The organism is Paenibacillus litoralis, from assembly GCF_046244365.1.
Classification (GTDB): Bacteria; Bacillota; Bacilli; order Paenibacillales; family NBRC-103111; genus Paenibacillus_V.
Map to the genome: position 1 here is coordinate 4,581,935 of NZ_CP176395.1, position 25,470 is coordinate 4,607,404.

Genomic DNA, 25,470 nt, shown 5'->3' on the forward strand with positions numbered 1-25,470 from the left:
AACGGGAAACGATGCCGAAGTTGAAACGATATCTCAAGAAGGGGGCCCCTTATCCTTTGGAACAAGGTAACGACGAAACGGATCGACCAAGTTCAATACATATTCCCCCTAATAGAGTTCAGATCAATTTGTAAAACAAACGATTAAATCCTAACCAATTTCAAAATAAAACCACTATTGTTGCCTTGACCAACCTTTTGTCCTAAAAAAATAACAGCCACTCCGAGAGTGGCTGTCATAGACCGGCAAGAAAGGTTAAACGTACCTTCTGCCTAAATATAAAAGCCCTGAGAGTGAATCCTACCCTCAGAGCCTGATGTATTCGTAAAAAAAACTAAAAAGCATCATGAGGATAAGACGTATATTTTTTTGTTTTCATTGTCCTCACCTCGTTACGCTTTATTTTTACTGCAACACAATCATAACATTAAGATCATCCACAATATAGGGAAAGATTAATAATAATTAACTCAAACCCTGAAATAGGTAAAAGATGCCCCCATAGAATGAAAACACAGGACACGATATCCTCTTCCCGAAGCTGCCATCAGCGGACACAAGCCGCCAGCTCCCAGCAAATTTTCGGCTTCCCGTAGCGCTGCATGTTCGTCTCCGTCAGTACGTCGATCGCCCATCCGGCAAACAACCGCTGCAAATCTGCTTCGTCAAAAAAACGTTTCCGCCGCCCCTCATGCTCGTAATAACGGGGTTCCACTTGGATGCCCTGACCGGCGCCGTAATGAACATCGCGCGTGGAATTCAAGCGGGCTAACAGCAATCCGCCGGTGCCGACAACTCTAGCGATTTCGCTAACGATAGAAACAGTATCGTCCCAGCGAAAATAATGCAGCGACAAATCCGCGACAACCGCCCTCACGCTGCCATCCGGAAACGGCAATCCGCCCGTCATATCGAACAGCTTCGTTTCCGCGCCAGGCACGTATTCGCGTATAATCGCCAACGCTTCCGAGGAGAAGTCGCAGGCGATGACCCGATAACCTCGTTCCGTTAAAAACATAGAGTCGCAGCCATATCCGCAGCCAAGATCAATGACCGGTCCATTTTGGGGCGATGCCAGCCTCGGTTCGTATTTTTCCAGCCAAAAATCCGCTTGTGGCTTGCCGAGCTTCAGACCGGCAAACACCTCGTTCCAATGCTCCGCTTCTGAACGCATCGTCATAGGCAGTTCCTCACTTTCTGCGCATCAGCAGCGCAAGCCTTATTTTCAAACATCGAAGTCAATTCCTTTACTGTCTGGGACGCTTTGCCGCGCATCGGCTTGACGGTTACGATCGAAAGACCGTCGATGCGCAGCGAGGCTGCCGCTCCTTGCCGGCAGCCCCGCCTTAAGCGATTATTGAACTATCGTTTCCGTTAGCTTAATGTTATTTATCTGGAACTTGCATACTATGTTCCTCAATTGAACTATCCGTAATAATTGCACTTTTGTATCGAATAGTCCAAACCGCTGATTTTTCATTATAAACTACTTCATTGATAACAAAGATGTTGATACTTGAAATATCCTTGTTTAAGAGGGCTTTGCGTATTACTTCGTCTTGAGACATGATTGCTTTTTCAGGTTTTTGTATTTTGGTTATGGTGACCTTCGATGCTTTTCCTTGAGCAGGGTATGAGGTTGCAATGGCACCTTCAAACCATACATTAACGTATTGCCCAACCTCTACATCTTTGGGTATATTTGAAACCCATATTGCATCGTAGAACTCTTTTCTCGTTTGATTTATTTCTCTGCTTATCGGACTAACCACCAAGGCTCTTTGATTTTCAAGCTTGGTAATATAACCCACAAGTTCCGCTGAACTGGATTTATTAGATTCCGCTAATGGAGATTGCTTAGATTCTACTTTGTTGGAACAAGCATTAAGAAAAAGTGATGCTATTAAAATGAATAATAAACAAAGTTTTTTCAATGGATAACCTCCTTTGAGTCTTACATAATAGACGTTGTAATCATTTTAGAGGTTGCGAAGTTATTCCGCTATCCTGCATAGTTTGTTGAGCAATTCTGCCAGTTAGTTTTTCGTCATAATACAAATCAAAATGTACGATATATTGGATCAATGGCACCTCTGAAATAGAGCGTATAATATGCCCCATGAAGGGAGGCATTAGGAGAATGTCGCCTTCCTTCACCTGATATTTGACCCCGTCCAAAAAAAACTCAGCTTCTCCTTGCTCGATATAGGTAAACACATGGTCATAATCCATCCATTCACCCGCCAGAGAGAAAGATTTATGAATTTTGACCACTCTGACGAAAGGCGTCAGGCTGTTCATCCAAGTCTCCATGTACTTCCCTCCTGCGGAATGATAATTGATGAATGCCTCAATAGTTAACCGTATTATCCGCAAAATGACTGCCGCCGTCACTAATTGTCCGCAGTCCCAATACAATATTGCATATTGGGGAGGGATGATATGGACATCTATGAAAGATACCACACTTGTAACCGCTACATGAACCGAAGAGTCTCCGTGATCACGGTAGACGGAAGACGACATGAAGGCGTAATAGTAGGCGTTGACGAACAAAACGTATATCTCGATACGTCTGAGGCACCCGGCTATCGGGCAGAAACGTTATCGACCAAACGCAAGAAAGCCAGAACATCGGGTTTTGGGTACGGCTATGGTTACGACAATGGCTACGGTTATGGCAACGGTTATGGCAACGGGTTTGGGTTTGGAGGAGCGATTCTACCGCTAGCGCTGTTCTCTTTGCTGGCGATCGCGCTTATATAGAACGACGTAAGGCTCCTTTCGGGGAGCTTTCCGCGTGCCGAGGACTTTATGAACGTTGAAGCCCTCATCGAGTCGCGCTCATCCCTGCGCTCGGCGCGGGTTATTATGGATATATGTTCTTGTCCTCTGACAATGATACTTTTAAAATTTTTAAGGGCTACTCCCTATTGCGTGTAGTAAAACTTTCCTTTGATTCAAAAATGCACGAAAAATAAATGCACCAAAAAAAGAGAGGTCAATTAAAGACCTCCTTTTTCATTGGAACGAGTACATGGCTGATCGAGCCCGGCTGCTCAATGGAGCGGGGTTAACTTACCGGAGGCTTCCGACTTATAGGGTTAGTCATATATAGCTTCGCGTATCATTATTTCTGCTAAATTTATAAATCGTTATCAAGGATAGAGTAATGGCGAAAGCGATAAGGATCAGCAGGTTAACGAACACGCCCTCTAAGGAATTCCCCTCCTGCAGCTTGCCGAATGAGTCGAGCACCCAGTATTGGGGAAGGAAAAAGGCGACTTTCTGCATCATTGCCGGCATAATCTCGATCGGAAACATACACCCGGCAAGGAGACAGGTCGGCAGAAACAGTATATTCTGAACCGCGCTAGCCGCCATCGAGCTTTTGGAGAACGCCATAATCACCAGAGACAGGCTGATCGCCACGAGAGCGAATAACCCCAAGATCAAAAACATTTTCCAATACGGTAAACCCGGATCCACATGGAAGATCTCAATCATGACCACTAGCGTTATCGCGATTTGCGCAACCATGACGGCTAGATTGACAAGAATATTGGAAATCACATAGGTTCTTGCCTTGACAGGCGAAGTGATGATGCGATGATACGTTCTGTTTTCTCTTTCTTTGATAAGGATCCCTGACAGACTTGCGGCCGCGAACAGCATGAGCACGATCAAATACCCCATCGATTGATTCGACTTTCTATAATTGACCGACCGATCCTCTATGGTTTCGGCGGTTACATGGAAACCGGAATTTTGAAAATCGGCGTACATGGCATCAAATGCAGCCCCGTCTCCTCCAGCCATATCGGCGATGGAAGCCATATTGTCGATATACTGATTAAGGCTCGACTTCACATATCCGGTAATCTCCGCTCCTTTAATCGACACGATTTGTACGGATTCGGGTGTACCGCTCTTTAAGCTTTGGGCGAAGCCGGCTGGAAAAATAAGTGCTGCATCCAAATCGCCCGATGTCACCTTGTCCTTTACTTCCGATTCCTTTATCTCGCTAAGCAGCACGGAATCCAGCCGTTCGATGAACGCAATCATATCCTGTGTCATGATCTGCCCGCTGTCCTTATTCAAATACCCGATCTTTACTTGCATGTCTCCGGATTGGCCGCGGGTCAGAACGGCAAGGACAATAGCCAATACGGGTAAAGCGAAATATAATAACCAATTTTTATAGTTTTTGAAAGTTGATATACATGTTTTTCGGATCAGCCATACCGTATCCTTCATGTTACAACCCCTCTCGTCTTCGCATGATGATCGCCGCCGCGCTTAGCAGGAACACGGAGAACCCGAGGTTAAGCAGCATAGCCTTCGCGGCGGCAGACCAGCCGTCCCCATAAATGACTTGAAGAATAGCCGTATTCGTCCACTCCAGCGGTGAAAATCGAGTGATCGTCCTCATCACCCCCGTCAAATCCTCAACCGGAAAGTATGAACCCCCCATAAACGCTCCTGCCTGGATCACCATCATGATGACCGAACCCGCGGCTTTTCCCTTTAGGAGATAACTAAACCCAAGTCCAACACTTAGGGCGAATATGATCTCAGTAATCAACACAAGAAAGACAAGACCCAAATTCTCTCCCCAATACACATTCAACATATATTTGCAGACGAGAACTACGATTACGGTACTTATGACGTTCGTCAGCAGGTTTCCCGCGATTTTCCCCGCAAATATTTCTGCTTTCGAAACAGGAGCCGCAAGCAGCCGGGCGGCTGTATTGCGTTTTCGTTCGCTGCTGAACATCTCGGCTGCCGATAAAGCGCTGTACATAATAATCAAGGTCAACATCGCTATGGCATAATAGTCCAAAGCGCGCGGCTGCCTAGCCGCATTAAGCGAAGTTTCCCGCACATAATCCGGATTCCCGTTCCCGGACAACAATGCAGCTTGATCGCTGCTACCCGCTGCCGCCGATGCAAGCTTGTAGCGGTTTGCGAAAGCCGTAAGCAACCCTTGGGCAATACCGCTTTCGACCGGACTTGAACTATTTCCGTAATAGTTCAGTCCTCCATCCGAAATCTCGACATAGCCGACGTACCGATTGTTAGCGACTTCCAGCTTACCGTCCGTATTCTCGTTAGCGGGCTCAAGCGTCATGCCGGATTCGCTCGCTTGATCGGCGAATGCGTTCCAGGATTTCGCAAGCTCGGATCCCGAGCCGTTTATTTTATATAGAACACGAATGTCTCCGACCGTTATGCTTCCGTTAAAAGCATTCGTAAGCACAGACCCCAGTATAAGGATAATCAGTGCCGGCATCAGGATTAAGAAAGCGATTGTCTTGATGTCTCTAAACGCTTTTATTTCCTTGAGTGTAATACGCCATACGTTCAAATTTCCCGCCTCCTTCTTGCTTCGTTCAGGGTCAATCCCGCAAGCTTCTGCCGGTCAACGTAAGGAACACCGTCTCCAGATTGGGCTCCCGCTCCTCCACGGAACGAATTTCGATATGATCTGCCATCAACAGCTGGATGATCCTGTTTAAATTATTAACCTCGGCATCGGAACTGAACTTCAAAATCCGATCTTCGATTTCCACCTTGTTTACACCGGCAACTTCCTGCAAATTGCTTAAATTCAACTGCTCTGCCGACCGCACTTCGATCCAAATGCTTTTCTGGTTCGTTACGATCGCCTCGAGCTCTTTCTTCGTTCCTTCCGCAATGATCTTGCCGTGATCGATAATGGCGATGCGTGTACAGATCTCCTCGACTTCCTCCATATAATGGCTGGTGTAAATGACCGTACAGCCCATCCGGTTCAGCTTCTTCACGGAGTCCAAAATATAATTTCTCGAATGCGGATCAATCCCTACGGTCGGTTCATCCATAATGAGCAGCTTGGGCCTGTGAGCGATCGCGCATGCAATGTTCAGCCTTCGCTTCATGCCTCCCGAGAAGTTTCGAGGGTAGCCCGAATGCTTATCGCCAAGACCGACGAATTCCAGCGCCTCGACCGTTCTTGCTTTTAATTCGGAGCCCCTTAGACCATACAATCCCGCAAAAAAATGAACATTCTCATATGCCGTCATATCCTCGTAAATCGCGATTTCCTGGGGGACGATCCCGATGTTCGATCTCGCAAATTTGGCGTTTTGGGATATGCTTTTGCCCAATACCTGAATTTCGCCTTTCGTAATGCGGAGCAAGGAGGCGATCATGTTGATCGTCGTGCTTTTGCCGGCTCCGTTCGCTCCCAGAAAGCCGAATATTTCTCCTTCCTTTATGGACAGAGATAAATTATCCACGGCGATGAATTCTCCGAATTTCTTGGTGAGCTGTTTAATTTCGAGCACGTTCATCTGTTCCACTCCCATCCATCCTCTAAGATGCTCTCAGTATAATGAAAAAGGATGTACCTGCGACAGTGCACAAGTTCATCCTATACCCATGAGAAATTTCATCATTTTTGGAACGCTCGAATCATTGCTTTTCCCCATAGGGAAGCAAGGTGGTAACCGAAAAGCCGTGCGACCCGTCGACGACAACCTTGCCGTTCACGCTCGCAGCCCTTTCCTCCATCCCGATGATTCCCAAGCCTTTGATCAGCTTCTGTGTTCCTTTGCCGTTATCGGAAACCTCGAATTTAATCAACGTATTAAGCACCTGAATGCGGATGGAGACGGTAGCAGCCCCTGAATACTTCAGCATATTGGTTAACGCTTCCTTGCCGTTCTCCATAATAATTTTCCATTGAATCGGTGTGATCGAATCGATGTTTCCTTCATGTGTCAGTATGGTTTTAACGCCATGCTTGGCGGAAAACTCATCGATGAACAATTTCATGCGGTTGATGCCCAGTTGCTCCGTTGCCGGCTTCATCCTTTTGAGCTCGGAACGAATGCTCTCGATGCCTTCTTTCGATATATGGATGGCGTTATCCAGCAGCGACGCCGATTTGCCGGGATCCGTTCGAATTAATCGCTTTGCTGCCTCCATCTGGATAAGCGCCCCGGTCATCGCATGTCCGATGTTATCGTGAATGTTCTGGGATAACCGGTTCCGCTCCTCCATCTTATGCGTATACTCCGTTTGCCGCAGAAATTCGTCATTTTCCCGCAGCCGGGTTTGCAGCCTGTCCAAGTCATTGCGCATCCGATCCAGACTGGCGCTTTGCTCCCGCAGCTTGCCGCTGAACCTCTCGACCATTGAAAAATACATTAGCGTCAATAAAGCAATCAGCATGTACAAGGGAAGCAGATGCGGGGGTACGAAAATCAGAGGAATCAACATAAGGAGGAATGCCGCTATCCCTTTTTTGCCGGAAAACATAGACGATAACTCGAAGACATGAACCGGAAGCAGAATAAAAAACAGCGGGTAGTCCTGAAGCGCAGCGGAAAATACTATCCCTATGATTAGCGCCGCGGCGGCGGGACGAACGCTTTCTTTCTTAATGATGTAGAACAGCAAATTCGAACTGAGATATAGCAAGAGATAAAAAACGATCCAAGGTGTAAAGCTCGAGTCGGACGTCACAAAGGGAGTGACAGCAAATAATAGCAAAACCGCTTTATAACCAATCGACCATAATTCCTGTACTTCGGTGGCTTCCCGCATTAGGTCAATTCCCCAGTCAAATAATAGATGGCAATTTGCGTGCGGTGCGTAAGACCTGTCTTCCCAAGTATGGAGGTAACATGATTGGCGACGGTTCCTTCCGATAGAAAGAGTTGATTGGAAATTTCCTTGTTCGTCCGGCCTTTGGCGATCAGTGCCATAACGTTGTGCTCTCTTTCTGTGAATAGACTGCGGTCAATCCCGCTCCACTGGTTGGGCGCAGCCGCATTTTGATTGATTTCATTCTTTGTACCGGCAACTCCCGATTTCAATTTCTCCATTACCGTATCCTGCAGTACGCTATGGCCGTAATATACGGTTCTAATCGCATCGCAAATTCGATCGGGGTCATTATTTTTAAGCAAATACCCTCTAGCCCCGTTGGCGATCGCATCCACTATGTATTCGTCATCATCGAACGTCGTCAATATTAACGGCCGGGTTGCTGTCCGTTCCGTAATCAGCCGGGTCGCTTCCACGCCGTTCATCTCCGGCATCCGAACATCGAGCAGCGCAACATCGACCTCATGCTGTTCGCAGTATGCCACTGCCTCCCGACCGTTCTGAACCGTTGCGACCACCTCGAATCCCTCGAACGTGCCTAATATGATTTTCATCCCTTCGCTTATAAAAGAATTGTCGTCGGCAATCAGAACCTTTATGTTTAGCACGATTCGTCCTCCTAGAAATTAATTCAAAAAACGGATTGTAGTCGATCTATCGTTGTCAACAATGGGTAAAGCTTGTCTCCAGCATGCCAAATAAAGAATCATGGATGAATCCAAAGTACTCTTAATTATAACACGTTCCCTAAATTAAACTATTCTCTTCAACTTTCTTCGAGCCTTACCAATACGCCAAATCTCCATTGATTTCATGTCTGATTATCTCATTCATCTTGAAATCACTACCTTTCCACAATCCCCCATTTTACTCGAGTATAGAACATTAGTTCCCGTCAGGAAATCATTTTGTTATATGAATTTAGACAGCACTCCGTCACCATCCGTCTGGTTATCACAAACTGCTCCGGAGAGGTGTACTTTACTGATATCATGCTGCAGGCCGGTACCATTGCCACAGGATGGGTCGGTCATAAATGAACGCTGGATGGATGATTTTAGGTGGATTTGTTCATAGAAAAACGGTATATTATTTTGAGGTTAATAGCGCAGAGTGTTCGTGTTCGATATGTGTTATTTGGCTAACATGCAAGTCAGGATATCCGTTTAGGCTCATATTAATTATATTTGGGGAGGGCGTCGGCATGGACAAGAATGCTGTTTATAAAACAAACATAATAGGCGCTGGCGAGGTTGGCTGCGCCATCTCGGTCGACATGAACAAGAATGCTGTTTATAAAACAAACATAATAGGCGCTGGCGAGGTTGGCTGCGCCATCTCGGTCGACATGAACAAGAATGCTGTTTATCAAACAAACAGCTTCTATTGGGATACAAAAGGAAATGATTTCTTAGGAGCAATCGTGCTTCCTTTTTATGGAGCATTTGTCTCAGAAGAAAAATGCCAGCTTTTTGGCGATGTCTCAGGGAAAAAGATGCTGGAGATAGGCTGTGGAAACGGTCAATCCTTGCAATATCAGGGGGAACGCAAAGCATCTGAACTATGGGCTGTGGATATATCAGAAAAACAAATCGAAAAGGCAGCGCAACATTTGAAAGCATGCGGTCTTTCAGCAACATTGATCTGTTCTCCCATGGAAGAAGAATGTGGCATACCAGTGGATTATTTTGACTTTGTTTATTCGATTTATGCCATAGGCTGGACCACTGACCTTGAGGGTACTTTTTGCCGGATCGCTTCTTACCTTAAAAAAGACGGTGTATTTATTTTCAGTTGGTCTCACCCTATACACAAATGTGTTGTTGCAGAAAATAATAGGCTTGCTTTTAAAAAATGTTATTTCGATGAATCTTGGTATTCGGTATCTCTTGATGAAGGTGCGCTAACATTATCGGACCGTAAACTATCAACCTATGTGAATGCGTTGGCAAAAGCGGGATTTGTAATTGAGCGAATGATTGAGCAATCTGATGATGAAATTATGCAGTCGCGGGACGATAACAGCGATTTTGCAAAAAAAGCAAAGATGCTTCCTGTAACTTTTGTAATCAAAGCAAGAAAACTATAGTACCCGTTAGCTCGATCCCTTTTCTTCCCTCTGTTTAACCCAATTTGGAATATGATGACCAAAATATTTTGTGATTTTTTCAGCCTCAGTTAGGACCGTTTTTATTCCAAGTTCATTATAATACCAATTCTCTCTATTCAAACGGGAATCATCTTGCTTCACCTGGAATATTACAGTTTCTGGGAACACTGTTTGGTAAGTCATCAACGCTCTTCTTGAAAAGAAAGATTTACTTACAATAATGGCACGTCTTACTTCAATTTGTTGCTCAACGATCACCTTCCAGGAGTTCCTTGCATTATCAAATGTGTTTTTTGCTTGGTCTTCTTTAAGTATCCTATCTTCAGGTACTCCAGATGAGATTCCGATATCTTTTAGAAATTCCCATTCCGTTTTACCGATCTTTGCATTATAACCACCGGAAGGTAATATATAGTTTGCCATTCCAGTTTTAAATAATTCCGCAGCAAGCTCCATAGGCCTTATATGACTACCACCTGGAACGAGGATGATATCCGACGGAACGATTTCTTCATCTGGAACAAATACTAGATCCGTAAGGCAATCAAAGGGATATTTCAATGAAGCAGCCCCAACATGAGAATTACTCAATTCCTTCACTCCTCTAAAAGACTACTTATAATAAAGGGCTATTTGATTGATACTGTTTAAAAATTCAGCCCAATAGCGAAACGAGGCTGCCAATCATTTCCTCGGCAGTCTTCTTGTCTTGGATGTTAAGTTCTTGTGCCCGTTAGCTTAACAATTCTGCGTTTGTACGTAACCCTAAAATTTCAATAACTTCTGCTTTTGCCACTTTTTTTGGACCTTCCATGAAATAGCCAATAACACCAATCCTTATTCTATCCACATGTATTTTCTTTCTCATTTCAGGAAAAAGAATCCACATTCGAGCCGTACCTTCAATTGGTACAGGAGTGGTGTCGCTTAGATTGACATTGCCCTGATCATCCTCAAACTCTGGATGTATACAGTAAATACCATCTCGTATATCATCTCCATCATAACAAAAATCAGAGCGGTAACCTTGAAGTACGGGCTTCTTTCTACCGCCTTCTTCTTGAGAATAAAATCTGTACTTAACTCTGAAATCAGCTGGGTGTTTCCTAATTTCTTCATAGGATTTCCACACTAACAACCCTCCCTAAAAAGTCTTTCCCCTTTCAATGATACCATAAATTGGTGGTAGATTCCCGGTTACATTATTAAACTGAAAAGTCCATAGGCATCCAGGACCACCTTCGATGTCACCTACTTTGACACCATAAATTCATATTCATACTACTTGAAGGGCGAGCGAGACAGAGGAATCTTTTAAGTTCCTGAATAAAAGGCACAAAGTGAAATTAATTATATTGTTACATTTACAATAGTGTGTGACGCACAGTATAATATCTCCAGGAGCTGATCAGATGGCGGATGTAAATGAAACGATAATGGGTTTATTAAGCGAGCTGCGGCGAGGCACGATTGTCATTGGCGTGCTCAGTCAATTGTCCGAACCGCGGTATGGCTATTCTCTTATACCCTTCTTGGAGGAAAAAGGAATCACCGTTGATCCCGGCACCTTGTACCCCTTGCTTCGCAGACTGGAGAAGCAAGAGCTGTTGGAGAGCAGATGGGATACGAATGAATCTCGCCCCCGTAAATACTATTTACTCAGTCCGCACGGAAAAAAAGTATATGCGGGACTGTACCAGGAGTGGCGCAAGCTAGTCGCCAGTATGGAAGGCATTTTGACTGATCTTGGAGGAGGAGAGCAGGATGGAAAGAATTGACCGTTATATTTATGCGGTGACACAGCGTCTGCCTGAGCAGCAAAGAGAGGATATTAAACGGGAATTGCAAAGCCTGATTGAAGATATGCTGGAGGAGCGCATATCAACTGGCCACGCATCTAAAGAGGATGTCGAAAGCGTGCTGCTTGAGCTAGGTCATCCGAATGAGCTGGCCGCGAAGTATCGCGGGTACGAGCGTTACTTGATCGGTCCGATGTTGATCGACGCTTACTTGACTACGCTAAAGATTGTGTTGGCTTCGATCGCCATAGGGCTAACCGTCGTTTTCATCATCGATACATTCCTTTCACATTCGGGGAGGCTTGAACCGGTAACAAGTTACCTGGCCTCTTTAGTTACGGGTGCTGCACAAGGATTCGCTTGGGTCACCGTTGTATTCGCTTGGATGGAGTATAGGCAGCGAATAAATAACGCCGGTAACGGCAGCAGGAATAAAACGTGGAGACCCTCCGATTTGCCGCTGATTCCAGATGCAAAGATGAAAATCAAAAGGATCAGGCCAATCTTAAGCATCTTTTTTACCATTGTGGTCATGGTGATTTGTCTCTATTTGACCGATCTGCTCGGGATTTGGAGGTACCGCGATGGCGTGCTCACGGCCGTTCCGTTCCTGGACAACGATGTATTCCGACACTATTGGCCGCTTCTGTGGATCGTGGCCGCACTTTCCATTACGAAGCAAATCGTCCGAATTATTGTGCGTTATAGATCGAGCAAACTGCTGGCTTTCCATATCGTGATGACGATTACTACAACGATACTTGTGTGCATCATGCTTTCGGATATATCGCTATGGAATCCCCATTTCATCCAGGATTTGACCGCCTCGAGCCTTATGTCCGCCGAAGGAAATAACCTCAAATCCCTAGTGTCAACCTGGCCCAGGATGAAAGAATGGTTCGTAAACGCCATCGTGTTGTTTGCATTACTCAATATCATAAGAGAGTCCCTTGCCTGGTATCGAGCAAAATCATCGCCCTCTCCAATCACAAAACAAAAGCCGCTTGTATAGCGGCTCAGGCTGTTGAGAATCCCCCCATTTTTCCGATTGTGGCTGGATCAGAAGTGATCTCGGCAAATTCTCGACAATCTGACTGACCTCAAGAGGTCAGTTTTTTGTTGTTACATCTACAGTCCTCAAAACATCATTTTCGCCCTACTTGTGGAAGGGTTCACCGAACAGTGGATCGCGGAGAATCGGATTCTTTCGTTTTATGGAACGACTAATTTGCTCAGCTGCATTCTCTGGTTTTTTGGTGTTGCTTTTAAGCTTTACCTGATGGTTCCGTTCCGTCTGGGCCATCGACAAGATCCACCAAGCCAATACCAATTGTGGTGATCGCCGCTGCCTTCCCCAGCTTCTTTACGCCTTCTTTAAGTAGCTCCTTATCGTTTTCTTTGATGCCTGTCACCATCTCTCTCCCGCTTTCGACCACGTATTCGATCCCATCGCCAATACCTTTAACTGTTACATCTCCAAGCTCGCCTATTCCCGTATTCGTTTGCCGCTTATCCGCCGTTAATAAGCCTGCGCCTACATCCCATACGCCGCTCGCTGCTTGCCCTGCGATTTCACCCGTCTTAGCGGTTACTCTTTCTACATCATTGCCGATCTCTTTAATGTAATTGCTATTAACGAGCTCACCGGCAACACGCACAGTACCTCCAAGCACTCTCCCTGTCACATCGCCAGCCAGTTTCCCAATGCCTTTCAATAAATCCATCTAAAGCACCTCTGTATCTTCGAATTATTTTATATATCGACTGTTGACACGCTTCATTTAGTCATTATTATATTTGAATACCAGTATTAACAAGAACAGACCTGCGGCTTTATTTGTACTGGACTTTAGTCGGAGGAAAGGTAATCGATGAATCACGGAAAGGCAGATCATCAAGAGTACGGGAGCAAGGCGGCCGTGCTGGAGGACAACATTTTGAATAACCTGGGCGATGCCGAGCCCGAAGAAAACCAAAAGGAGCTTTCCGCCCTGTCAGGAAGATGACGTGAGGATAGCTCCTACTTGCGTTTAGAACAATTCTTTGTGAATCGCGTCCAAGGCGTAGCGGCTAACCGGCGCTAGCGCGCGGTTGATCCGTTTGCCCTTCGTGAAGTCGGGGATCGCGACCGTCATGCTGCCGAGTGCGTTTGTCACCTATTACTCTCGCCAATTTATCGCAATCCATAGATCGGTTATATTCTTTGATTCAAAATAGAGAGTAAGCTTTTCATCCGGCTTTGCAGGCACCCCTTTTATTAGAGGTCCGCGCAAAAGCATATTCTGCTGCTGAAGTGTACCCATTATGTCTTTGATGGTTGAATCCGCGCTTTCAAAAATATCAATGCTAAGGGTCGGCTCCTCTGCAGGGATTCTTGCTAGAATCTCAACCCGTTCTGTAGCATTCAGACGACCCTTGCTCCAAATTGGGAAATGTTCAGGACGAATATCAAGTGTAAGCATGAAACGCTGGTTCTCAGCAGGCTTGCTACCCTGGAATTGAGCCCATGCAGTAGGGAACTCATGGCGGACGGAGAACAAGCGTATGGAGCCCGGTGCCAGTGCTTCTTTAAACAGGGATTTCACATGCTCCATCGCAGCCCTTCGCAGCAGGCCTCCCCCTTCGCGCGCCGTGTACTGTACATGCAGGAGAACATCGCTAATCGTGTTGTAATCGAATGTACATGGATCATTCTTGCTCAGGTCGGCTGGCAGTTCCAACTGCCACTCGCTGATGACACCGGCATTCTCGAAGGGTAAATAGCGCTCATCGCGAAGATTGGTTTCGAAAAGCCCAGTATCGTTTTGAGAGGAACTGGTGATGATGGATTGCAGACTGCCGTAATAGTCGCTGAATCGCTCGTCATCCGCATCTTCGCGCGCATAGTTCCCGCCGCTAAAAATTTGCGTCTTTCGAATACTGCTCTTCAGCAGCGTCAAGGTGCAATTTACGCTGACATATGGCCCGACAACACATGGGATGCTTAGAGCCACAGACTTGATCCGCCGAAAGTAATGCCCAGGTCCGTCCATATCGAATAGCGATTCGGGAAGCTGTACCGTGCAACGGCCGGTCATTCGCAGCTGAATAAGCGCAAGTGGATCTACCTGTAGGAAACTAATATGTTTAGTCAACTCATACTCTCGCTGATTAAGCTCATGATAGGCTAGCTCCATTCTCTTCACGTCGAGATAGAGCTTCTCGCCGGCCAGTAAGCCTTCCTTGCCAGCAACATACCCAAACTGAAGAAAGCTTACATTAGGATTTCCTATTTCATGCTGCAAGGCACGCTCTGCCTTTTTAGCGAGATCGAAGGCGAATTGGAAGCTCTGAACATAGAGACCTCTGACTTCCCGCTTTAACCACGTGTAGAGTGCTTTGTTGGACTTCTTACCCTCCTTCCCTGTTCCCTCCGCATTCAGAAAATCCTCTATTTCCCGGGCTTGGGTCATCTGCTGCTGATGCGATTTCAATTCCTGCTCGGCGATCGCCTCCCGAATCTGTGCGACACGCAATTGCTTGAATATCTGGTTCATCTCGCCGGCAGCCAAATTACTTTGGAATGCCCATTCGCGTTCCCGGCGGGCAAACGAATCGATCCGACTGGCTCTCCTCGCTTCGAAGTTCAATCGATCCGCCAGACTCCGTGAGGCATCTGCCAGCTTGGAAATTCCCGATGAAATGTGTTGACCTCCATACGTATAGCCAGTACCTACTCCCCATGGCGCGGCTACTAATGAGAAGTCTGGCATTACTGTGGCTGCTGAACTGGTAAGGTTTAGCACTCCTGCAATGTCACTCGCAAGTTGTGCACCTTCTAGCAGAAGAGTCTCACGCACTTCGTGTGAGCTAAGCAGCTTGCCTCCATTCAGAAATTGTGCAGCCTGGGCAAATACATCCGTTGCGATATCAGCCTCGATCGATCGCAGCTCGATATCATTCACTTTCGCAGGCGAATCCCAAAAGTTACTTCCTAGTTCACCCAATTCATTTTTGGCTTGAGTGATTGCCTTCTCTATTTCTTCCGGTTTCCTTCCAAGTTGCTTCTCGTAGAAGGAATACCGCTGCACGGCCAAAGCGAGTGAAGAACCAATAGCTTCCTTCGATTGCGTAGCTTCTTGAAGCTGGCCTCGCTTCACATAATCTACCATTTGCATAATGGCAGTCTCGTGCTGAGCGCGCTTGACGGCCAGCGCCTCCCCATCCTCTTTCTCAATAGCCATGAGCAAGCTGCTGCCAAGAGACTTCAATTCCTGAATGACCTCAATCGCCTTCAGTACAAGAAATTGAAATCGAACAATTGGCAGCGGTTGATTCAAACCATTCACGATTGATGCAACGTCTAGGCCCGCTGCAGTTGCACTTGCAAGCAATGCGGGATCGATAGGCGGTTCAAACAGCGCAAGCTGTCTAAACGTACCCTGAAAGTTGAGACTATTTCGGATTTTGAACAGTCGATCGGCAATCGTATCCCAGTAGCTTAGCAGCTTATCGTTACGCGGCACAGCGAAGTAGAGCGCCTTGCTCATACTGCGAATTGTAGACATACGCTCGTCATCGCCGGTGCTTGCTGATGGAAGCGGCATCAGATCGAACGGCATGTCAGCAGCCACATCGCTCATCACGACGCCGAACTGTTTGATCTCCTTTCTTAAGTTGGCGTAATTCTGAGGGCGGACGGAGCCCTTCTTCGGCACTGCTTGAGGACGCGGCCCTAGAATATTGGCCGCCAGGATATAATGCAACATAGCTTCCTCGATCGATTCCCCTTTATCCTCCATAAATAAGGAGTCACCCCAGGAGATCAGGTTATCTAGATAAGCCATAACCGCTTTGTACATATAGGCTTGCTGCCGATATCTGGCAATTACATGCGGCCGAAAGGGTTTCGATTCCCACTCCTTAATGCTCTTGATGGTCTCCTCACTCAATCCATCGTTTGCTCCAAGGATCTCCTCTATCTTCTTCATATCGGAGTATTGGAACGGTTTTACTTTCCAGAATCGGTCCGGAGTAGGTCCTTCGCTGTCATCCGTCGGGTTGAACACATAATGGAGCCACCTTTGCGCCTCTGCATAATGTTGATTTTTGCTAAGGTGGCTGGCAATTGCCATTGGGATATGGAAGAACAATTCCCAGTTATATACGGAGTAAGCGCCACTAGATGTGAAGTCAAGTTCTTTCACAGGGTAGGGCCATTGCACGAATGCCGGATTCGGTTTGTACAATGCGTCGAAGAAATCAGCATATAGCTCAGGAAGCGGCTTGCTCTTAAGTAGACTCGCCGTTGTCAGCTTTGGAATTACCATTTGTGTATCACTTGTGAGCAACATGTCTGTTCCAGCAGGAATCGTCGCTAGCTTGCCATCATGCAATTGAATCGGCATGACTTCAACGGATTTCATACTCAACCCGCTGAGCGTAATCGCTTTGCAATCTTCGGACAGCGTAAAAGCGGATCCGATGGAAGGGGCTTTGCTCATACCATCGATCAACGTCACTCTTGTTTCGCCAGTTAGCATAACGCGACGATAGTTTCCGATATTTGCAAGCTTATAAACCAGGTCAGGTGCCAGTTCGATGGTACCATCCTCTGTCATGGCGTGTACGGATTGAGTAAGAGCGATCCGGGAACCCGCGGGAACCAACACCGGCGTGTTGCTTGCAAGAGTAATGACCATGCTGCCTGGTAGGGTAGCACTCTTATCGTATTGTGTGTCCGCGTCTTGCAACCCGGATACTCCGCCTTCGAGCAGCCTTGTCATGAGCTGTTGTACATAGGGATGCTGGTGCAGGTAAAGTCGGTAACTCACCTCGCGTTCTTGGATGACTGTCGATTTCAATACCTGCATATCGTCTGGTCTAATTAGGCGCTCGATGTCCAGATGCCCATGGAACCGCGCTTCCGAATACTTCGCATTCATGCTTTGTTCCCTCCTTCGTTAAAGGCTGATGCGGCCTGTGCTTTGCGTGGAAAGGATACTATCCGAAATGTTTCGTGATATTGCGCTATGAAGACCCGCTTCCCCGACTACGTTCGAGCGCTGTGGTCCAATAACTTTGTCGTCAAACAATAAGCTGGTTTGGGGATTGATTAGCCAATCGGCGTGCGACTTCAAGCTGAAGCGAGAGAGCGGATCAAGCACAATTTGAGATGTGTCATTAGGGTCCAAACTAGGCTTCTGAGGCATGATCACGATATCTTTCCACCAATCGGGATGCTTGACTTTCAGAGGAGGAGCGATCCATTGGTTCCACTCTTCGATGGTCTGTTCTACAACGTAAGGCTCAACGAAAATGGTGTTCATTCGGTTGTCGTCCTGGTAAAATATAGGCTTCATGAGCGACGAAATTTCGGGCGATCCGATCACGATGTCGTTATTACAAGGAAGCAGGGTAAACGTGGTGCCTTTTTGCAGAATGATATCAGAAGTCTCCGCATCCGGCCTCGGGTCTGATTTCGCCTCAATAAGTGATCTCTTCGTAAGCCGATGCTTAAACTTAACGGCGAGTTCGTTCCCTCCTGTAAAGCGAGTGGCGGACACATCAGATGCACTGTAAGGATTTCTTGGTACCTTGCCGCTCTCTACAAGTTTTGGTGTACTATTTCTGCCAGCCAAGTAGAAAGAGGTAAAGAGCGTATTGTAGAACGAGCCAGTCAAATGAATATAGACCCCCTGCTCTTCTCCTCCCTCATATGCCTTGGAAACGTGGATGCCTACGTCATTCGGATCGTAATCACGCGGGAATTCCGCCTTCAGAATAGTTGTACTCGTTTTTCTGGTGCTCCACTCCCCATGCAGGTATTCGCTCCAATACAGTTGGATTTCCATGTTTTTTCCGCCTAGTAGGGTTTGCAGCTTATCCATCGTCATGGCAAAAACATCAAGCGAACCTTCGATGCCGTTCCCGGTTACATTCGGCTCCTTAGTGGACAAGTCCGCTAGTGTTACCCAGAACAAATATAACCGACCGTGCCATACGATCGGTGCAAGGTGATTACTTTCTATTTCAGCGCTGATCGGCTCCCATGGCGTCCACGATTGATCAAGGCGGCGATAGAAGTATTTTTTGGGTTGGTTAAAGGTGCGTCCGATGACATGCAAGATTCGTAAAGAAGGGTCGTTCTCACTTACTTCCAAATGCATCGCCACGACATCTAATCGTGCCAGTTCGTCCAGTTTATTCAGATATTGGAGGAAGGCGTCCTCGGCTAGATCGGAGGACACATCTCCCTGAAGCAGAGCGCCTTCCAACTCACTGAACAGATGTGTTTTGTCGTCGCGGAATTCAGGTTCCAACCAGTTTTCCGGGAAGAGGAAAATTTTTCGATTGGCTTCCCATACGCGGTAACGCTTCATCCATTCCCATTGTTTCGAGTTAATAACGGATGGATGTACCTTGGTTTCATAATTAAGCAGACATCGTTGAATGAAAAGCTGCACCGAGCTGATAGCCAGTCGTATTCGGGACGTCTGCACGACCGGTTCCATACCGGGGTCGATTAGGAAGTATTCATAAATTTGCTCCATGCTGGCAAAGCCGAGCTGTTGCTTAACGTATGAGACTAAGGCATCTCGTTGACGCTGGCGCAACTTGTCGAATATAGGCTGAGCGACGCGCTTCCAAGCCTCTGCGTCAAAGCGAGCCTTGATGGTTTCCTTCATTTCGCGAGCGATGGCGAAACGCTGCATAGGCGAGGCGGCCGGACTTACAATATGTGTCCATTCAACCAGCGACGACGTGGTCACGCCGAACCGCTCCATTACTTTCAGTGCTTCCCATATCCGCAGCAAAGTCTGTTCATTGGCAAAATCGGGCTTTGCAAACAGAGCAATACAGATGGACTTGATTAAGTCCTGATTACGGCGGAAGAGCTTTGCAATGAGCGTATAGACGTTATCTGGGGCGTGATTCGGCTCCCCTGCTCCGTTCGCTTCAAATATCTCAATGATTTGATCGCTGTTTACGACTAATTCCCGTTTCAGTCGTGCATAGCTCGCCAGGCGTCTGAAAGACTTATAAAAAGCTTGACTGCCCTCTAGGGTGTCGCTGCCGCTCTTCGTCGGCATTAAGCTCAGATTCAGTCCGCCAACTGTAAGCAAATAACGTGCTTCACGCTCCCCTAATCCAAGCTGCTGCAGCAGCATATTGGCCTTCGTCAACAAGATGATCGACTGTTCAGCCCCCTCGATTACAGCCTTTGGATAAAGCACAAGCTGATCCAGACTGCCCTTGGGTAGTGTTTCTCCCTGAACGAGCAACCGTGCGCCTCCGCCGTTGAGCTTGCGAAGATCCAGTGCAAATCCGTACATAACCCCAGCTTTTAGTTCCAAATAATGCTTGGGACTCTCGCCCAACACACTAAGATCTTGCTCGGCGACTTCACGCCAGAACATCGGATCCGGGAGATGATCGAAGCGTAAGTCTACTTCAGCGTCCTTCTTATCTAGCACAACTGAGAATCGGTATGCACCGGTCTGAGTGACCTCCAAATATCCTTCTAGATGAGCGCTGTTCGCCCCTGGAGGTTTGATAAACGGATTAACTGCGATTGTTTCTGCCGGCTTCAGTAAATCACCCGAACAATTATCTGAGGCGTAGTATGAAGCCGTCATCCCTCGTTCAGCAGCGGCGGTTAACTTAGCAAGCAGCGAACCTGGATTAGCTAGCATTCTCGCATCCGTAAGTAAGCTCTCCACAAGCAGAGGGTCTCCGCCAATATATGCTGTCATGGTTTGGATCATATATTGTCGGATCAATTTGTCCTGCACGAATGGCAGGAAGCTCTCAGCAATTCGCTTGCGCTTGTTTCGATCCCGCGCTTCCCGGTTGCGCAATTGGACATCTTCGGTTTCGTCAACTTCGAGCGGCCGATAACGGTCAAACAGCAGATCGAAATCCGCGCTATCGAGAAAGCCGGTAGCAGGCTGGTAATCCGGTGCTTGCTTCTGAAGATGTCTGACAAAGAACGACCGGGGCTGCTCCCGAATGTCGTCCAATAAGCTGGTCAATAAAGCAGAATGCTCATGTGGCAATCTGCTCAGCAGGACTTGCTGATCACTCTCAAACAGCACGCCTCGATAGGTTAGTTTTAGTTCTTTACGCGTATCGCTATAGCGTACTTCGCGGATTGCCGCTTCATCGGCAAAGTCTTCCGGATGTAAGGGGGCATCCAGCTCCACTTTCACAGAAGCGGTATACTCTGCTGTGCCGTTCATCATCGCTTGAAATTGTTCGGCTACCTCAATGGGTACAATAAGCCCCAGCTTCTGACGCAGCATCTCATCGGTCAAGACGCCGGGATCCTCCGGTACGGCATGTTCGGCGCGAATGGCGCGTATTCCGTCAACCAGCTTACTAAGCAGCGCCAACATATCTGCACGATTTGGAACATACTTGCCAGACTCGTCGCGATGGCGCAGTAAATATTCCAGTTCACCAATCGTTACACCGCTATCCTTGACCTCCTGAACAATATCAACAAAGCCGAGTGTCTGTGTGAACGGATGATCTTCTTCCAGCGTGAGTAATTTGTCAGGCTTTAATGGCTTGAAAGGATCGAGCCCGGATAGTTGTTTCAGCGTGATCAAGTCACTAACTGAAAGATGTAACGCTTTGGCCAACAATCCATAACGATATAGAAGAGATACATTAGATAACGAAAGGACTGCCGTACTTAGAGACTTCTTGGCGTCAACCAATATGTGTTCGATGTCATCGCCAGTAAGACCTAGTATGCCTTGAAGTGAAGTCAAATGACCTTTGATGAGCGAAAACTCGTTAGCTTTAGCTTGTACCCCATTCAGCAGCGTAGCGAATTCGGGTAAAGGCGCAATGTTCATCAAAGTATCCTTATCCGCATCGCTCATCACACCTTTGAAGGCAACATACTGGACTTCCTCCAGATGATCGTATGTTAGCTCTATCCTAGGATCTCCAGCAAACAATGCTGGATCGATTTGTTTGTCTGGCGGTATTTGCGTTAGACGAAACTTGAACAGGCTTATCTTCGACAAGTCTGCGATCCGTTTTTCTGACAGGTATCGCCCAAGCGGGTCGTCGAACACAGGCTCGCTCTTCAGTATGCTTGGCGCAAGGAATAGTTGCTTATAAAGCGGCTTGTTCCCCGTCGTCGGAATATCTGACCAGAGTGTAATCAGCTTTAGCCGACTACCTTTGCCTAACTGCAGCTTGTCATCGAGCGACTTGAAATGCGACAAGTAAATTAGTGCAGATTGAAGCGGCTGCTTATCAAGATGGGCGGAATCATACGGTGTATCGCTAGGCATGAACGTATGAAGAGCACGGTCGGTCTCGTCGATCGTCCAGCCCAGTTTACGCCACAATCGCACGAAAAGATTGATTCGCAAGAAGGTGAGATCATCCGCTTCATCCCCATTTGCGTACTGCAGCACAGTTAAGTCGAAGCTGCATCCTACATAAGGATCGGCCAGTACAAGCACATGTGAGAAATCAATGGCATCCAGCTCGTTTTGAAGTTGATCCAGCTGCACATTGAGCGCATTGGCAAGTGTAGTCATACGGTTGAAGAATGCATCCGCCTCTAATCGACGCTGCATATCATCAGGTGAAAGCGTGTTAGGATCCTGCAGCAACAGCTCCTTGTTGAGTTTATACGCCCGTGCATCATGAATGCTGACTCCGAGCCTGTACAGAATACCCAGACTCGCCATGCCTGGATTAACAAAATTGGTTTCAATAATGTCCGTCAGTTCCATGTAAGATACACCCAGACGGTCTGATAAAAACTTGGCGGATTTCAGTTTCGGCTTAACAGAATCGGCGGATGCGTATCCATAAAGCTGGTGCCATTTATTGGCGGAAAGCGGGTTCGGATCGGTGAAGATGGCAAATTCTATTGGTAAGATTCCAAGTGATTCCATAAAAATAGCGGTGCGATCGTAGGGTTGTGTCTTAGCCATAAGATCGTTGCTCGGGCGGAAAATGTCTAGCAATCGATCTAGCGGAGTGTCGAAATAACTGCAGAACTGGCGCACGGTCTCGGTCCACAGATCGAATGGCAAGTTAAGGGGATAAAGGGAATCACGCAATATGTCATATGCCTCACGAATGACGTTCTGAGGCTCGGCGAGTAACTGATCAGTTGTAGCTTCACCCGTGTCGTGTGAGGCATGTTCCGATAAGCCTCCGTTGGCTACATAGTACTCAAGAATCTCGTTTATGATGTCAATATAGGGCAGAACGGTTAGCGTGTTCTCACAGGTGAGCGGTAGATAAGGCAAATCCGGCCGGCGCTCAATGAGTGCGTCATATGGCTTCATATACGTTGCATGGTAAGGCGTATCGTGCCTTTCATCCCACCGTGCGAGGAAAGTCTTCCATGTTTCGGGCTCGGTGTCAATAAACTGCAGCAAATCTACCAGATAAGCGGCCGGGCTGAGTACCGAACGGCAATGCTCGCATTCGCAATAGTCCATGGATCCGAACAGCGACTCCATGGTCGGGAATTGCTTGATCAGTTCATTGCGGACGTTTTCTCGAATATCTGCGGCGGCTGACATTCCAGCAATCTGCACGTCGCTGTCGATTTTTCTGGCCACAGTGAATAGGTTGTATAAAACGCTGTTGATCTGCTTTGCTTTGCGATACACTAGCTTGGCTTCCACTTTAGCAGGCTCTTTTTGAAATAATTGCTTAAAGGCGGCATTATAGGAAATGAGGAAATCGGCTTCAGAGTGGGCTGTTACATCAGAGGCCGAGGTAATACCCAAATGCAGCATTACAGGAATCCCTTCATTCCCTGTGGTGAGCTGATAAATACGCTGCAGTGTTTTCAACTGCTTCCCCGCTTCCATAAATTCGTGCTCCATCATCCCGGCCGAGACTCCGGTATGCGTATTGAGGAATGCGGATACAGGTGTTCTGCCTAGCCGAAAGCCTTGCCTAGCCGAGTTTTTTAGAAGCTTCGCGGTATTTATTCGATATGCGCCAAGTCGGAATAGATCCTCGTCGTCCTTCTCAAGCAACCTTGCCACGACGTGCGTCGGGTAGCTCAAACGGATTTTGCGAGCCAGATCCTCGGTATAGGCGTTCAGGCGGTTTTCCAGGCTCTCGTCAAGATAAGCTGCGGGGATCAATTCTGACAGTACAAGCTCATCATTGTCTGCAAGCCTTCTGACCTCATCTCTCCAAGTTTCAGGCAAGTGAAAATCGAGATCTACCAGTTCCGATGGATCGAAGATGGAACTGGCTCCAATCTTCTTGCTCATGAGCATGGCAGACATTGCATTGCTGTTTCCGACGAGGAATGCCAGCTTGCCGTGAAGCTGCAGCCTGCTCACTTGAACATCGTCCAGACCGGCTTCACGCACTTTGCTCCACAATTGTTCGGCATCTCCGTCATGATTGAGATAGACCGATACAAATTTGTTGCGTGCCTCCTCATGAAGCCCGGAGGATTGAAGCAGTTCACCATAGGTCGATGTAGAGCCCGGGGCTGGAATCGTAAGTCGAACTTGGTTAGCGAAAGCGACGAACTGTTCCTTGTATTGGTTAATCTGGTCGTCATGAAGCGCAATAATGCCTGCATCTCGCACCCGTATGAGCGCTTGTTCGGCTAAATCGGGCGCTACTTGCGCAAGCAACAGCTTGTCCGAGGGCAAGCCGGCACGAAGCAAGCCATAGATCGCCTCCTGCGGCAGATTAACTTCCTGATCAGCGCTCAGTCGTTCTGTAAGGACAGCTCGAGCGATAAGTCTCGAATCCCAGCCTGTCGCCCGATTGAGAATCGTCAGATCCTGTTGTTCGTCACTCTCTCTTGCATCAGCTAGCCTTGTTAATTCACCGACATGCGGTAAGAGATCAGCCTTCAGACGTTCGTATTCCGAAGCCGATGGGGCTGCAGGGACAACCAAATTCCAGCTCTCAAACGCAGCTGCACCGTATCTAGGATGAGACAACGGAAGCTCTTTCTCCTGGTTAAGAGGGTCAGTGATCCGAATTTCCAGATTGACTGCAGTTGTGCCGGGATCATATCGGAAAGTATATCTGCCGCTTTGATCGGTATTGGAACTGCCTAGCAACAAGTTATTGCCGCCGAAGCCCAATTGATATAGGAACAGGGTCAGGTTTGGCGCAGGTAATCCATTGTCTTGAACGACGACACCTGCGACGACTGAGTGTTTGATCACGCGGATCACGACAGGTTTCCGCGGAGGCTGAAAGGCAATCAATACGCCTTGATCGTTTGCGTTTTCTGGCAGTACATCCTCCAATTGAATTGCTCCGCGTTGGGCTGTGAAGAACAAGTTGGGATGTAATTCACCCTCATTCGCACTGAAGTCGGTTCGTCGGAAGCGGAATGCTACGTTCCCCCCGGTATCCGTTATCACGGCTTCGCCTAGTTGTATCGGTGGTGAATTCTCGTTACGGTGGAAAGATTGGAGCTGCAATCCTGCAATTGGCGTGTCGCGGATATCAACAACCTGACAAAGAACGATATACGGGGAATCCATATGAGCGTTAGCGCTGCTTAACGGTGGAAGTAATCCCCATTGACGCAGAAGAGCGTTTACGACATCGGCGGTTTTCTCATCCACGAAATGATCTTCAAAAGGAAGCCCGTGTTCATTTTGTAACTGGGATACAACAATCGCGGTGAAGTCGCCGTATTTGTTCGCTTCTCTTTCACGTTTAAGATTGTTAGTCCACTCGTTGCGCCGCTCGTTGTGCTGACCATCATTGCCTGGGAACAAGGCTCCCCTTTCAAGCAGGAACAGTAACGCATCTTGAAGATTGGTCACGTCTTGACCGACTGTTCCTCGCTTTAAGGGGAAGATAATAGGGTTCATGCCGTTTCCTCCGCTCTTATGATTTAAATGTAAAGTGGCTATTGGCAAGGGCGTTTCGAGTTGCGTC

The 25,470-nt window shown here is 47.3% G+C and carries 19 protein-coding genes; 5 read left to right on the forward strand and 14 right to left on the reverse strand.

Annotation, left to right across the window (positions count from 1 at the left end):
• Nucleotides 1–547: 547 nt before the first annotated feature.
• The 3 genes from ACKGJP_RS19080 to ACKGJP_RS19090 all read right to left on the reverse strand — a co-directional run bounded on the left by ACKGJP_RS19080 (nucleotide 548) and on the right by ACKGJP_RS19090 (nucleotide 2,313).
• Complete coding sequence (locus ACKGJP_RS19080) at nucleotides 548–1,180, reverse strand: class I SAM-dependent methyltransferase (protein WP_409340408.1); 633 nt, start codon at nucleotides 1,178–1,180, stop codon at nucleotides 548–550.
• Nucleotides 1,181–1,385: 205 nt separating this feature from the next.
• The gene (locus ACKGJP_RS19085) at nucleotides 1,386–1,934 is read right to left on the reverse strand and encodes a DUF3221 domain-containing protein (protein WP_409340409.1); all 549 of its coding nucleotides are present in this window, start codon (nucleotides 1,932–1,934) and stop codon (nucleotides 1,386–1,388) included.
• 40 nt (nucleotides 1,935–1,974) lie between these two features.
• Complete coding sequence (locus ACKGJP_RS19090) at nucleotides 1,975–2,313, reverse strand: AraC family ligand binding domain-containing protein (RefSeq protein WP_409340410.1); 339 nt, start codon at nucleotides 2,311–2,313, stop codon at nucleotides 1,975–1,977.
• Between the two features lie 129 nt (nucleotides 2,314–2,442).
• Between ACKGJP_RS19090 and ACKGJP_RS19095 the strand changes: the two genes are divergently transcribed.
• The gene (locus ACKGJP_RS19095) at nucleotides 2,443–2,766 is read left to right on the forward strand and encodes a hypothetical protein (protein WP_409340411.1); all 324 of its coding nucleotides are present in this window, start codon (nucleotides 2,443–2,445) and stop codon (nucleotides 2,764–2,766) included.
• Nucleotides 2,767–3,108: 342 nt separating this feature from the next.
• Here ACKGJP_RS19095 and ACKGJP_RS19100 read toward each other — a convergent pair whose 3' ends face one another.
• From ACKGJP_RS19100 to ACKGJP_RS19120, 5 genes are all read right to left on the reverse strand, one after another.
• Nucleotides 3,109–4,257, reverse strand: coding sequence for an ABC transporter permease (locus tag ACKGJP_RS19100; protein WP_409340412.1), 1,149 nt, complete (start codon nucleotides 4,255–4,257; stop codon nucleotides 3,109–3,111).
• A 1-nt stretch (nucleotide 4,258) separates the two neighbouring features.
• Complete coding sequence (locus ACKGJP_RS19105; RefSeq protein WP_409340413.1) at nucleotides 4,259–5,371, reverse strand: ABC transporter permease; 1,113 nt, start codon at nucleotides 5,369–5,371, stop codon at nucleotides 4,259–4,261.
• Nucleotides 5,372–5,402: 31 nt separating this feature from the next.
• Nucleotides 5,403–6,338: an ATP-binding cassette domain-containing protein gene (locus ACKGJP_RS19110; protein WP_409347197.1), complete on the reverse strand. Its 936-nt coding sequence runs from the start codon at nucleotides 6,336–6,338 to the stop codon at nucleotides 5,403–5,405.
• A gap of 121 nt (nucleotides 6,339–6,459) precedes the next feature.
• Nucleotides 6,460–7,596 carry a sensor histidine kinase gene (locus tag ACKGJP_RS19115; RefSeq protein ID WP_409340414.1) on the reverse strand — a complete coding sequence of 379 codons (1,137 nt, stop codon included), beginning with the start codon at nucleotides 7,594–7,596 and terminating at the stop codon, nucleotides 6,460–6,462.
• Complete coding sequence (locus ACKGJP_RS19120; RefSeq protein WP_409340415.1) at nucleotides 7,596–8,267, reverse strand: response regulator; 672 nt, start codon at nucleotides 8,265–8,267, stop codon at nucleotides 7,596–7,598. The genes ACKGJP_RS19115 and ACKGJP_RS19120 overlap by 1 nt, the downstream gene beginning before the upstream one ends.
• A gap of 668 nt (nucleotides 8,268–8,935) precedes the next feature.
• On the opposite strand from ACKGJP_RS19120, the gene ACKGJP_RS19125 reads away from it, so the two are divergent.
• The gene (locus tag ACKGJP_RS19125; RefSeq protein ID WP_409347198.1) at nucleotides 8,936–9,748 is read left to right on the forward strand and encodes a class I SAM-dependent methyltransferase; all 813 of its coding nucleotides are present in this window, start codon (nucleotides 8,936–8,938) and stop codon (nucleotides 9,746–9,748) included.
• Between the two features lie 6 nt (nucleotides 9,749–9,754).
• Here ACKGJP_RS19125 and ACKGJP_RS19130 read toward each other — a convergent pair whose 3' ends face one another.
• Nucleotides 9,755–10,360, reverse strand: coding sequence for a YdcF family protein (locus tag ACKGJP_RS19130; RefSeq protein WP_409340416.1), 606 nt, complete (start codon nucleotides 10,358–10,360; stop codon nucleotides 9,755–9,757).
• 142 nt (nucleotides 10,361–10,502) lie between these two features.
• Nucleotides 10,503–10,901, reverse strand: a complete 399-nt coding sequence (locus ACKGJP_RS19135; RefSeq protein ID WP_409340417.1) for a hypothetical protein — start codon at nucleotides 10,899–10,901, stop codon at nucleotides 10,503–10,505.
• 280 nt (nucleotides 10,902–11,181) lie between these two features.
• Between ACKGJP_RS19135 and ACKGJP_RS19140 the strand changes: the two genes are divergently transcribed.
• On the forward strand, nucleotides 11,182–11,547 hold the full coding sequence (locus ACKGJP_RS19140; protein ID WP_409340418.1) for a PadR family transcriptional regulator: 366 nt from the start codon (nucleotides 11,182–11,184) through the stop codon (nucleotides 11,545–11,547).
• Nucleotides 11,534–12,580 (forward strand): HAAS signaling domain-containing protein, encoded by a 1,047-nt coding sequence (locus ACKGJP_RS19145; protein ID WP_409340419.1) that lies wholly within the window; start codon nucleotides 11,534–11,536, stop codon nucleotides 12,578–12,580. The genes ACKGJP_RS19140 and ACKGJP_RS19145 overlap by 14 nt, the downstream gene beginning before the upstream one ends.
• 253 nt (nucleotides 12,581–12,833) lie before the next feature.
• Here ACKGJP_RS19145 and ACKGJP_RS19150 read toward each other — a convergent pair whose 3' ends face one another.
• Nucleotides 12,834–13,292, reverse strand: coding sequence for a hypothetical protein (locus tag ACKGJP_RS19150; protein ID WP_409340420.1), 459 nt, complete (start codon nucleotides 13,290–13,292; stop codon nucleotides 12,834–12,836).
• A 147-nt stretch (nucleotides 13,293–13,439) separates the two neighbouring features.
• Between ACKGJP_RS19150 and ACKGJP_RS19155 the strand changes: the two genes are divergently transcribed.
• Nucleotides 13,440–13,574, forward strand: coding sequence for a hypothetical protein (locus ACKGJP_RS19155; RefSeq protein WP_409340421.1), 135 nt, complete (start codon nucleotides 13,440–13,442; stop codon nucleotides 13,572–13,574).
• A 24-nt stretch (nucleotides 13,575–13,598) separates the two neighbouring features.
• Here the strand turns inward: ACKGJP_RS19155 and ACKGJP_RS19160 are convergent, their stop codons facing one another.
• The 3 genes from ACKGJP_RS19160 to ACKGJP_RS19170 are packed head-to-tail and all read right to left on the reverse strand — an operon-like array spanning nucleotide 13,599 to nucleotide 25,403.
• The gene (locus ACKGJP_RS19160; protein WP_409340422.1) at nucleotides 13,599–13,724 is read right to left on the reverse strand and encodes a hypothetical protein; all 126 of its coding nucleotides are present in this window, start codon (nucleotides 13,722–13,724) and stop codon (nucleotides 13,599–13,601) included.
• A 3-nt stretch (nucleotides 13,725–13,727) separates the two neighbouring features.
• Complete coding sequence (locus tag ACKGJP_RS19165; protein WP_409340423.1) at nucleotides 13,728–17,492, reverse strand: hypothetical protein; 3,765 nt, start codon at nucleotides 17,490–17,492, stop codon at nucleotides 13,728–13,730.
• An 18-nt stretch (nucleotides 17,493–17,510) separates the two neighbouring features.
• Complete coding sequence (locus ACKGJP_RS19170) at nucleotides 17,511–25,403, reverse strand: neuraminidase-like domain-containing protein (RefSeq protein ID WP_409340424.1); 7,893 nt, start codon at nucleotides 25,401–25,403, stop codon at nucleotides 17,511–17,513.
• Nucleotides 25,404–25,470 lie beyond the last annotated feature (67 nt).